We start from the raw sequence: 12,235 nt of genomic DNA on the forward strand, positions 1-12,235 counted from the left end.
ATATCCAGTAAAATACGGTGTTTTTGGGACGATATCTTAATCTTACCATATATCGACAATTATTCGACTAGTTTCTACTATTTTTTTACTTTCAAAAGTTTTTTATAGGTTTCTGTGGTTAAACTAACTAAGTTTTTAAGAGAAAAGTTTTCTTCAGCATGTTTCCTCAAAGCCTTTCCTTTATCAACAAGCTTACCCTTTTGCCATTCATCGATAGCTTGGTTCATGGCTCTTTCATAGCCACCTTGATCGCCAACTGGAACAATCCAACCGTGTTCAGGCTTCACCAATTCTTTTACTCCGCCTACATCCGTTGTAATCACAGGGACTTCTTGATTCGCGGACTCTAATAAGACAAGTGGAAAGCTTTCACTTTCTGAAGCAAGCAAAGATACATCTGATATTGAAAGAATTTGAGAAACATCTTTTCTAAATCCGAGCATTTTAACCTGAGCACCTAGTTTGAACTCTTTAATTAGGTGTTCCACCTCATCATACGATGGTCCACTACCGACTAGTAATACTTTTACTTTAGGATTCCCCAAGTTCTTAAGTGCCTTCAATACCAAGTCATGCCCTTTAACAGGGTGTAGTCTAGCTACAAAAGCCATGACAAAATCGTCTTCACTAATTACAAATTCAGTTTTTAATGCATTTTCTACTGGTACAGGCTCAGTAAAATCAATCCCATTATAAATGGTCTGAATTTTTTCCTCGTTTATGCCAATGTCCATCAAGTTATTCTTAAACCGTTCCGACACAGCGAAAAAATAATCAATCTTTTCATATGACCAAAGGTTCAGTTTCGTAAAAATCCGCCCCTTCAATCCACCCTTCATAAAATCCAATTTCGGATCACTGTGAATGGTCGTCACCCATAAAGCTTTTATCTTTCCCACTAAGAAGGTAGTTAAAAAGTTCGCTCTCGGGCCATGCGTATGTAAAATATCAAAGCCTTCTTTGTTAATAAAGTTCGCCAACCTTCTCAAAACCGTTAAATCATATCGTGACTTTTGTTCAAAAATTTCAACTTTAATCCCAGCTTCCCTCGCCTCCTGCGAAAGAGCGCCCTCTTGAAAGACAGCTAGGCAAACTTGTTCCTTTGGAAATTTAGAAAGGAGAGTGACGACATGCTTTCGCGAGCCGCCAGTCTCTCCCCCACTAATTAGATGTAAAATTTTCATGATGCTTGTTCCTTTCTGTTAAAGAGTACTTTGATCAGGAACTTTGGTAATACTAATTGACGTTTGAGCCGTTTTGGTTCTTTCATTAAACGGTATAGCCACTCTAACCCAACTTTACGGAAGCCTTCTGGTGCACGTTGTACATGACCAGCCATGACATCAAAACTGCCACCAACACCTTGAAACACCTTTACATTCAAGCGAGGCATGTTTTCTCGGATCCACAACTCCTGTCTAGGACTACCGAGAGCAACAAATAACATGTCTGCCCCTGACTCGTTAATTCGTTCTACAAGAGCATCGTGGTCCTGCAGATATCCATTTTCATACCCAACAAGGTTGATAGCAGGGTGCTTCTCTTGAATGTTTTCAAAAGCCTTACTCACCACTTCTTCCTTGGCACCGTACAGAAATACTTTATAACCCTCTTGTTCAGCCATTAAAAGGAGGCGTTCCATCATATCAACTCCCGTAACTCGGGATTGAATTTGTCCTCCCTTTAACTTGGAGGCTAACAAGATACCAACTCCATCTGGAATTTGATAGGTAGATCCGTTAATAAGCTCTCTTAATTGGGCATTTTCTTGGGCAGCCATTACTTTTTCTGGATTCACCGCAATAATAGTAGATTGCTCTCCTGCTGCAATTCGTTGTTTCAGCGACTCTACAATTTCCTCATAGGAAAGTGGGGAAACATCGACTCCGAAGTATGTCTCCTTATTCATAAGAATCCTCTCCTTATTCCTGAATCGCTTTTAATTGAGATATGTCACCTAAACGATAGATGGTAATTTCGTTTGTTTCTGGCACACAGTTTTTCGTATCAAATACAACTGGTGTTTTCATTCGTTTCTTTAATTGATCAATTTCTAAGCTCTTAAACTCGTTATGATCAGCTAAAACGACAACTAAGTGTGCATCTGCAACTGCATCCTCAAAGCTATAAAGTGGGAACGATACTTGCTCCTCACGAACATGTGGATCGTGCGCTACAACATTTAGTCTTGGGTGCTTCACTAAGGATTCCGCAATATCTAACGCCGGGCTTTCACGGACGTCATCGATATTTCCTTTATATGTTAAACCAAATAAGGCAATTTTAGGGTTCTCGATTTCAGCTGTTAAACGCTCCACTTGTGCTTCGACAAAATGAGGCATGGAGTTGTTAATTTTACGAGCTGTTTGAATCAACGGTGATTCTTCTGTTGCTTTTTCTACAATAAAGTATGGGTCAACAGCTAAACAGTGTCCACCTACTCCAGGACCTGGTAAGTGAATATTGACACGTGGATGGCGATTTGCTAATTCTATAACAGAGTGAGCGTTCACCCCTAGTTTTGCCGAGATTTTAACAAGTTCATTCGCTAAAGCAATATTCACATCACGGTACGTATTTTCCATTAGTTTAGACATTTCAGCTGTAACCGCTTCTGTCTCCATGACTTCGCCTTTAACAACAGCGCGATACACATCTGCAGCTTTCTTAGATGCTTCTGGTGTGATACCACCAACAATTCTTGTGTTCTCGATGAGTTCACGAAGAATATGTCCTGGTAATACACGCTCAGGACAGTGAGCAATCGCAACATCTTTATAAGGGTCTAGTCCCGCTTCTTTTATAATAGGAGCAACTAGGTCATCCATTGTTCTTGGAGGAATGGTGGATTCTACAATTAACACGTTCCCTTCTTTAATATGAGGAACAATGGCTTCTACTGCACTTTTTACATAGTCCACATTAGCTGTTAAATCTTCATGGATTGGTGTAGGAACGGCAACGATATACACATCCGCTTCTTCTGGCGTTATCGATGCACGAAGCTTTCCTTCCCTCACCACTTTTTCTACAACTTCAGGAAGACCTGGTTCTTCTATATGAATGTTTCCTTCATTCAATGAATCCACTACTTTTTTATTTACATCGACACCGACAACCTCGAATCCAGCTTGAGCAAAGATAGCAGAAGTCGGAAGGCCTATATATCCTAATCCAACTACACATATTTTTTTCATTAAAAAAAGACCTCGCTTTTTCGTTTGATGAGATACAAATGGGATGCAGGTCAAAATTCCGATGATATTTACATATTTCGAAGAAGAGACTTTGTTTCTGACCTTCCACTTTCAATACTACTTGTTCCATCAAATAATTTTTCCCACATAGTATATCATGCCAATTTTCGACGTGCATCTGTTTTCATTGTTGTAAAGGGGTATGAGTGTTAAAATAATCCTTGTATTTAAGGATTTTTGTCGAATTGGCAAGGCTGAACCGTACTATTAAAAGTTCGTGACATTTTCATTATAGACAAGTTTCAGCAAAAAATCCCACTACATAGTAGACGTTTTAAAACAGAAAAAGTTTACCGATTTGAATTGATTTACAAATTATAACAGGAGTGGGCCTTATTCCTGTTCAAAGAAGGTGCCAAACAAATGGCCAATTTACGAAAAACAGCCATATGGATCACCCTGTTGGCTGTTGTTTTAAAGCTATCAGGCTTACTACGTGAAAGCGTCATCGCCAGCCAATTTGGTGCAAGTGCTGCAACCGACGGCTTTTGGTTAGCTTTTTCCTTTATTACGCTAATTGTAGCTATGATTTCAGTCGGCTTTAATAATGTATTTCTTCCTTTATATACGAAAGAACGCAAAACCAATCCTGTGCAAACAGAAAAGAATGCAAATGCTCTATTAAACAGTACCGCCATACTATTCATCGTACTAACCATTCCACTTGTTTTGTTTGTTGAACAAATTGTTCCTCTTATCTTCTGGGATATGCAACCCGAGACAGAGGAAGTGGCTGTTCATATCACCCGGGTATTTTTTATGGGAATGGGAGCGATTGCGTTAAATGGGGTATTAGAGTCGTACCTTCAATCACGAAAGACATTTGTTCCATCTCAAGTTTCGAAATTACTTGCGACGTTGATGGCAGCTGTATTTGCACTTCTGTTCTCTGAACAATGGGGGATTTACAGTGTTGCTTATGGTTTTCTATTTGGAACTGTCTGTGGTGTGATCCTACAATTTTTCTTTTTAACCAAAAGGGACTTTCAATGGAAACCGTACATTAAAGTTGATAGAGATTTTAGCAAAGTCTATATGGTTCTAATCATCCCTTCCCTACTGAATTCTGTAGTCGGACAAATTAACATGTTTGTAAATAAGAACTTTGCCCAATCTACAACCGAAAGTGCTGTTACCTATTTAAATAATGCATCTTTGCTAGTCAGTATCCCCCATGCCATTTATGGGACTACGATTGCTGCGATTATTTTTACATTGTTATCAGACCAAGTAGATGACCAAAAAGAATTTCAGCTTACCTTTTTTAGAGGGATGCAATTAACGTTACTTACCCTGCTTCCTATTGTTGGAGTAATGTTTATTGTCGGGTATGAGGCTTTGGAGTTAATTTATCAACGTGGGGCGTATACGGCTGAGGATACACGAGGCACATTCCTTGCGTTAGTCATGTATTTACCACTGATTATTACTCAAGGTCTGCAATTTATTGTGTCTAAGTCCATGTACGCCAAAGGAAAAACGGCCGTTGTCTTCCGGATCAGTGTGACAACAATCGCACTAAACATTCTTCTTAACTTCTTACTAGTGGATCAATACGGATACCCAGGGCTCGCTTTATCTACTTCACTAGTGTCGGTATACTTCCTAACTGTTTCAACGTTTTATGTATATAAAGATTTTGACAAGGGTGAAGCTAAAAAGCTTGGTAGACTATTATTCAGAGGAATTCCACCTACTCTAGTAATGGTAATATTGTTATATGGATTAAAACAGACCGGAATTTTCGACTCACTTTACTCTTTATTTGAACTGATGATCTATGTTCCACTTGGGGTTATCATTTATGTAGTTGCTCTTTATCTTTTTTATAAAGAGGGCTATACCAATCTCTTAGGTATATTAAAAAGAAGAAAAGCCACCCATTAAAAAAATCCCTTAGGACGCGATTGGTCCTAAGGGATTTTTTTTATTCATTTACTGTATTGAGCTTAACCGCATGTAAGGAGTATACATACCCTTCTTCATGCTCTAGTTTATCAGAGATAATTCTATACCAGATGGATGTATCTGGCGCCATTACTTCTTCCAAAATGACAACTGGGTAACCAGCCTGGTCATACTGGAAGATAGGGGTGTTATTCTCCGTGCTTGCTACTGAACGAATGTTTAGCTGCGTAGAGATTGTCATACCAATTTGGTATTTTCCAAGGTCTTTTTTACCTAGTGCCTTGTCGATTCCATACATATGTCTGGAAACCTTTAATCCCCAATATGGGTCAGAAGCATAGCGTCTGTTGACCCCAATGGATTTGTTCCCTGCAACCGCCCCGTGATCGAAGCTTACATTAGGGTTTACATATTTAGCATTTAAAACGTGGATGGCTAATGTTTCAATACACTCTTCAACACTAGCAAAATACTTAGCTCTGTCTGGATCGGAATCTACAGCGTTAATTCCAAACAGGTTATTTCTTTCAATCGCATATTTACTAGTACCCCACTCACTTTCATGAGCAGCCATTCCTAGAATAAATAATGCATTGATTCGGTACTTTTCTTCCATTTCTTTTAGGAAAGCACCTTTGCCTTTTAGCAATCCTTTTTCAGCGATATCCTTAAGATGAGGATACTTTGTAGGGTTGCTATCGTATAAAGCTTGGAACTCTTGAAGTTTTGAATCAATAAATTGATCTAATTCTTCTGCCGTATAACTCGTTTCAGTTCGAATCGGTAAGTACTGGAAGTAGTTGTAAGCTGTTCCTACCTTTTCGCCGTTCTCATTGAAGTAGTCATACCCATTCCAGCTATAATAGTTCTTTCCTTGCTCTAAGAAATCTGGAGCTGGTCCAACTGCGTAACCATTGTGATACCATTTTTTCTCGTAACCATACTCTAAGTGGATTAAGTCACCAGCAGCATCTACTTGGTAGTATGATCTCTTGTCTACTTGCGCTGTTGGGATTAGTTTGACTGTTGAAGGCTTCACATAACCTTCAGTATCAGCAACACGAACCTTTACATAGTCTTCAGTAGATTCTATATACTCAAGCTCACGATAAAGCTCTACTCCGAACATAACACTAGCGCTGGTAAAGGATTTATTCGAGTAGAATATAGATTGATTGTCTGGATTCGGGACCGTAAGAGCAATACCAGATGGCATTGTTAAGATGTCCTCACCTAATGAAACCACTTGTGTCTCTACTGATGTTACAGCTGCCATTGCTGCATCGTAGGATTCATAGTTCGCTTCAGAATAGACAATACTTCCATCGGCTTGAATCGTTCCTAATTTATAGAATTCTGGTTCCTCTTCACCTGGAGGTAATTCACCTTCACCAAACTGCGCTTCATATGCTTTTAGCAAACCTGAGATAAAAGCGGCTGCTTCAGCGCGAGTTGCAAAGTTCTTTGGTCTGAATGTATCATCTGGAAAACCGTTGATAATACCTAAACCAACATTTCGTTTTACGGCTGTTTTAAAGATGTCATTTGTAATTTGATCTTGGTCTGTAAACGTTAGTTCTGCTTCTGGCATATCCATTTCTAGATGCTCCATTGCATTACTAATGATTAAAGCCATTTGCTCCCTTGAAATAGGATCTGCTGGTCTGAATAACCCATCAGTTCCGCCATTTACAATTTTGGACTCTGCTACTGCGTTAACCCCAGCAGCTAATACAGAACCTGGTGAAACATCAGGAAATAAATTCGGTCCATCTTGTTTCAAATTGAGTGCTCTGGACACATAGTTTGCAAACTCAGCTCTTGTAATAATCTGTCCCGGCTTGTAAATATTGTTTCCATAGCCAAAAATGACTTCTAATTCGATCAGATGTCTCATTTGGGCTTCAAGTTTAATGCCCGTAATGTCATCTTCTCCCTCTGCTGCTTTTGCTTGATTAGTAGGTAAGGAGAATAACCCCAATGCCATAACCAATGCTACAAAAGCTGCGACTAATTTTTTCAATCCGTTTTCCCCCTCCTATTTTGTCGAATTTGAAATGATTTTGTAACACAACTATCTTTTATTCTAACAACCTTGTAATTAAAACGGAATAGTCTTTTAGTTTTGTTATTTACTGGATTTTTAAAATCAATAAAAAAAGCGGCACATGACCGCTTCTTTACTCCATAAAATAAACTTTGAACTCATATGGTGTCACAGCTGCGTTGTTGTTGGCATCTCTAAGCCTTACGTGGTAAGACCCTGCCTTAAGTTGTAAGTTAAATACTTCGTCATCACCCCATGCATATTCATCAGCAGAATGAATGAGTTTACCATTATGGTAGACTTCTACAACAGAATCGATTTCATCACTGGTCACCATTCTAAATCGGACAAGTGAATCCTGTATAACATTCACTTGATACCAATCCTCATCACCAAAGTCTACACCTGTATTCAAGTACCCGGTTGCTGAAAACAGTCTAGATGTTACCTTTTTTGTAAATAACGGTTTGGAAGGGATGTTCCCATTTACAACAGATCCAGCATCCTCATCTTTCTGATTCTGTTCTTGAAGTGTAAACTCATATGGCCAAAGCGTAAACGGACTACCGGTTTCCGTATAGGATTCTAACAAAATAAAGTAATTTTTACCTTCTGTCGTTTTGAAGGCACCCGTTGTCATCCCATTTGCTGAGAGTGGGTCAATATATTGGATTTTCCGCCATTCTTCCTCATCTATGGTTCTATTATTATTGGAATCTTCAATGACAGCTACAAAGCTATGAAACGGATCTACTAATCCCTTCGGCAACTGCTTGAGTGCATCATCTAGTTGACCACGCTTCATTGTGACACCGTATAACGCATCCTTATCTGCATTCAAGTAGAATACATCCCGGTCACCTGCCGTAGCAAAGTTCCCTGTAAATGAGCTAGACGGGAGATTTTTTACATCCGTTGTTTCATCATTACTTTCATATGCATCTTCATGATTCTTCAATACTACTTCTGAGGTAAAGGCGTAAGGGTTAAATGAAATTCCACTGTTATTAAAGTAGTTTTCGTTTAACTTAACAAAGTACCTGTTCCCTTTACGAAGAGAAGTATAAAGTTCCTTTTTGGTTTCTGGAGCCATAGTGGTCCATGAAATATTGGTGCCTAACCAACGCAAATATCGGTATTCTTCACCATCCGGAGTTTCCTCCGTACCGATTTCATAAATCTCTACCATTGGGTATGATTGTGGAGAATTAACAAGATCAAATTTATAGACTCCCGTTTCTGGCGCTTCAAAAGAATACCAATCTTCATCACCCATCATTTGTAAATATCCAGAAGCCTCCTCGCCTACTTCATAAGGCAAAGCAGCGCTTTCTATTTGAGATAGGTAATCTTCATACGGATCATAAGCTTCATCCTCTGCAATAGCTGCAATCGAAGCTTTCTGTGCTTCTAATGATTTTTCTTCCATCATATCCATCGGCATCATACCAAACGGATACCCATCCTCATCAGGTGGTAATACCTTCCCTTCAATGTCTAAATAGTATGGTACAAGGGAATGCTCTGGCTCTATATTTTCGGTTTCCATATTTGGATTGATTATATAGTCATACATACCAAAATAATTAGGTGCGTCATTTGTTACTTTAATAATGTAAGACTCGCCAGGCATAGCTTCAAAGGTTAAAACTTCTCCTTCACCATAGCCATTATTGTTCGCAACCATAATCGGATAAAGAGGGAAGTCTATTTCAGCTCTCTTATCTGCTGGAATTTGTTCTAACTCTTTTAATAACATCTCATCTTCAAAATAGACAGACAGGGCTGAGTTAATTCCCGGTACTGCACTTAATTCAACACGAACAACCTGTTGTTCATTTACTTCGACTTTATAAAAGTCCTCTGCTGCCAATTTAAAGTCTTCAGATACTAATGTTCCTTTTCCACTGAAAGGCAGGGTTACTTTTGTAGGATTCGAAAAAGAAGTTAATTCTTCTTCAGGTAAATCGCTTGCAACATTTACATCTAGTGAGTAGGATACTCTTTCAGCTTCCGAGTCATCATAATTCCCATTTAGCTCCACTACGCTAACTGCCATCGGACCTGAAAAAGGAATTTTCACAAGCGTTCCTTCTGCCAAATTCTCTGCAACATTATTTATCTCTTTTGTATACCTATAACCTTCACCGTATAGGTTTACCTTTAACCCAAAATCATAATGTTCTGCACCATTTAGTTGTAGTTGAACGTATTCCCCTTCTTTTGCTTCAAACTGATACCATTTTTCTTCATATGGCTTAACGATGGCCCCATCGTAAGATTGGCTAGTAGCTGGATCAATTACAGAAGCAGTAGAAAGGATTTCTTCCTTTGTTAGGTCTTTTTTCTCTAAAGCTGGTAATTGATTCATATCAAACTGTAGTGCTGCTACTGGATTAACTAATCCATTTCCATATGTTGCATCAAAGCCATTGCTTCCTAAATCATCTGCTGTTTTTTCTAAAATATACTCCACCTGCAATGGTGTCAGGTTTGGATTCTTTGAAAGTAGTAAAGACGCAACTCCAGCAATAATCGGAGATGCCATAGATGTTCCACTTAACTCTGCATATGTAGAACCTTTTTCGTAATCATAAAGAGGAGCGTATATGGAATCCCCGGGTGCTACGATGTCCACTGAGGGTCCAAAAGTTGAGAATTCAGCTAATTCCTTTTTGTCATTAACCGCCCCAACTGAAATAACTCCTTCGTAAGATGCTGGATAGCTCTTTGTATCATCTCCGGTGTTCCCTGCAGCCGCCACCACTACTACATTTTGTTTTACTGCTTCCTTTACAGCATCCTCGATGACTGGAGATGGCATAAAGGATCCTAAACTCATGTTGATGACTTTAGCTCCATTTTTAACGGCATATAGAATTCCTTCGGCTATTGCATAATCAGTAGCTCCCCACTGGCGGTTAAAAACGTCAATAGACATGATTTCAACATTCGGATTGACTCCGAAACCACCGACTTCATTTCCTTTTTCAGCGCCAATGATTCCGGCCACGTGGGTACCATGATAATCGGCCAACGGTTGTCTCAAAGGATTAACCGTGTTATAACCTGGAATGAGTTTATCTTTTAATTCTGGATGATTATCATCCACTCCTTGGTCAATTACTGCAACTTTCACTACATGTTTACCAGCTAAACCATGAGCTTTAGCAATCTGTAGCATATCTAAATGATATTGTTCAGATGCCTTTTCATCTGTGCCAGCAAATGGTGTGAAGTAGACACTAGGTTTAACAGATAGAACATTGTCATAACTCATGTACTGATTGATCACTTTGTCTAACTGATCTTTATTTTTCACTTTCACTATTGCATATTGTAGCTCTTGGATGTTTTGAACGACCGTTGCTTGAGCCTGTTGATTTTGACTCGAGGTCAAAGGTGTTTTGTATTTTACCACTAGTGTGTCCGCGCTCATGGCTGGGTTCTGTGACTGCTGATTTTGTGAGTGTTGTAACAGTGGACTGTTTTGTACAATGGAAGAAATATGAGCTTTATGTGCTTCCTTCCCTGATTGGTCATTAGCACTGACCCCAGTTGCTAGCGAAGAAAGAACAAGCCCCGTTGCCAAAGTGGCACTCAAAGCTTTCTTTATCTTTTTCATGTGATCCCCCTTAAAAATGTTTAGTTTGATTTTGTAAAAAAGTCCTTTAGCAGGCAAGTGTCCCCCTTCCTAAAAAATACCTACTATATAAGACTATGTTTCTATTGTAAAAGTTTCATATTTAGTTAAATTTATCCAATAATTTCGTATGACAAGTTTGGACAAGTTTTTTTTACAAGTTTTTTGGGTAAAAAGAGTATGTAGAGAAATAATGAGACTATTTTGAGGCATACAAAAAAGCCCTAGCAGGTAGCTAAGGCTTTAATAAATTGATTTTTAGTAGTTAGAGCTATAAATAGCTACTGAGAAGTCCGCCCTTGATGCTCGGTCAGTCGCTCTAAAGTTTGGTCCATTAAAGAATGAAATTTTATCTGTACCGTGAAGGTTTACGATTGAGCTGTATGCCCAATATTCGGAACCGACATCTTTATAGACAATAGCTGCAGAAGATGCTGCATTAGAATCTTGGATAAATGCGTGATCGACAATGTAGGCCATTTGAGCACGTGTCAGATACTCATTCGGTCTAAATGTTCCATCAGGAAATCCATTTATAATACCTAATGACTTAATAGCTGCAATATCATGAGCAAATGTTGTATTAGGGTTAACATCGGTAAATGGATTTAAATCTGTAGCTTTTAATCCTAGTACTCTATTAAGAATAGCTGCTGCTTGCCCGCGTGTAATAGGAGTTTCAGGTTTAAAAGAGTTATCATTATATCCACTAATTATATTGTCTTCATGTAATGCCATAATGGCAGTGTAAGCTTTATGTTCCTTTGAAAGGTCTGTAAAACCATCATATGTGATTCCTGACAGCCTCTTTGCTCCCGCATAGTGTTTACTCCAGTAAGAATTACTAAGGGAGACAATCGCAACACCACTTGAAGAAGTCGCACTGATGAATTTATTATCTCCAACATAAATTCCAGAGTGAGATATTCCTGCTTTATATGTATTTTTAAAGAAAACAAAATCTCCTGGTTGAAGGTTACTCTTGTCTACTGCTGTTCCAAGTTGATATTGATCGGCTGATGTTCTTGGCAATGTCATGCCTAGTTGATTCATCACATAGACCAAGTATCCTGAACAATCAAAACCAGATGTTGGTGAGTTCCCTCCAAATGAGTAACGAACCCCTTCATATTCCTTAGCCTTTTGAACCAATTCCTCGTTTGTTGCTGCTTGTGCGTCTGGACTTGGTAAAAGTAATAAGGCAAGTGCTAAGATTGGTAAAAGTAATAGCTGTCGGTACATGATGTTATTACACCTCTCACTAAAGACGAATTTTGATTTTGAGAGCTTCCCTCTCTAATCATCTAATGAGAGTTTACCAGATTTTTTCGACAATTTTCGTTACGGTTGTGTTACAGTTGCATTACTTTCTTCTAACTC

At 38.8% G+C, this 12,235-nt stretch carries 7 protein-coding genes; 1 reads left to right on the forward strand and 6 read right to left on the reverse strand.

Annotated features, from left to right (window positions below; genetic code table 11):
- Positions 1-77: 77 nt before the first annotated feature.
- Genes ABDZ91_RS01400 through ABDZ91_RS01410 form a run of 3 tightly spaced genes read right to left on the reverse strand, consistent with a single transcriptional unit; the run spans position 78 to position 3,197 of the window.
- Positions 78-1,184: a glycosyltransferase gene (locus tag ABDZ91_RS01400; RefSeq protein WP_343795658.1), complete on the reverse strand. Its 1,107-nt coding sequence runs from the start codon at positions 1,182-1,184 to the stop codon at positions 78-80.
- Complete coding sequence (locus tag ABDZ91_RS01405; protein ID WP_343795660.1) at positions 1,181-1,909, reverse strand: WecB/TagA/CpsF family glycosyltransferase; 729 nt, start codon at positions 1,907-1,909, stop codon at positions 1,181-1,183. The genes ABDZ91_RS01400 and ABDZ91_RS01405 overlap by 4 nt, the downstream gene beginning before the upstream one ends.
- Before the next feature lie 13 nt (positions 1,910-1,922).
- Entirely contained in the window at positions 1,923-3,197 is a 1,275-nt protein-coding gene (locus tag ABDZ91_RS01410) for a nucleotide sugar dehydrogenase (protein WP_343795662.1), read from the reverse strand.
- Positions 3,198-3,620: 423 nt separating this feature from the next.
- Between ABDZ91_RS01410 and murJ the strand changes: the two genes are divergently transcribed.
- Complete coding sequence (gene murJ / locus ABDZ91_RS01415) at positions 3,621-5,144, forward strand: murein biosynthesis integral membrane protein MurJ (protein WP_343795664.1); 1,524 nt, start codon at positions 3,621-3,623, stop codon at positions 5,142-5,144.
- 40 nt (positions 5,145-5,184) lie between these two features.
- Here the strand turns inward: murJ and ABDZ91_RS01420 are convergent, their stop codons facing one another.
- The 3 genes from ABDZ91_RS01420 to ABDZ91_RS01430 form a co-directional block, all read right to left on the reverse strand.
- Positions 5,185-7,188 carry an S-layer homology domain-containing protein gene (locus ABDZ91_RS01420; RefSeq protein WP_343795666.1) on the reverse strand — a complete coding sequence of 668 codons (2,004 nt, stop codon included), beginning with the start codon at positions 7,186-7,188 and terminating at the stop codon, positions 5,185-5,187.
- A gap of 157 nt (positions 7,189-7,345) precedes the next feature.
- The gene (locus tag ABDZ91_RS01425) at positions 7,346-10,837 is read right to left on the reverse strand and encodes a S8 family peptidase (RefSeq protein ID WP_343795668.1); all 3,492 of its coding nucleotides are present in this window, start codon (positions 10,835-10,837) and stop codon (positions 7,346-7,348) included.
- Between the two features lie 276 nt (positions 10,838-11,113).
- Entirely contained in the window at positions 11,114-12,097 is a 984-nt protein-coding gene (locus ABDZ91_RS01430) for a C40 family peptidase (RefSeq protein ID WP_343795670.1), read from the reverse strand.
- Between the last annotated feature and the right edge of the window lie 138 nt (positions 12,098-12,235).

It is taken from the genome of Bacillus carboniphilus, from assembly GCF_039522365.1.
GTDB classification, from domain to species: Bacteria; Bacillota; Bacilli; order Bacillales; family JC228; genus Bacillus_BF; species Bacillus_BF carboniphilus.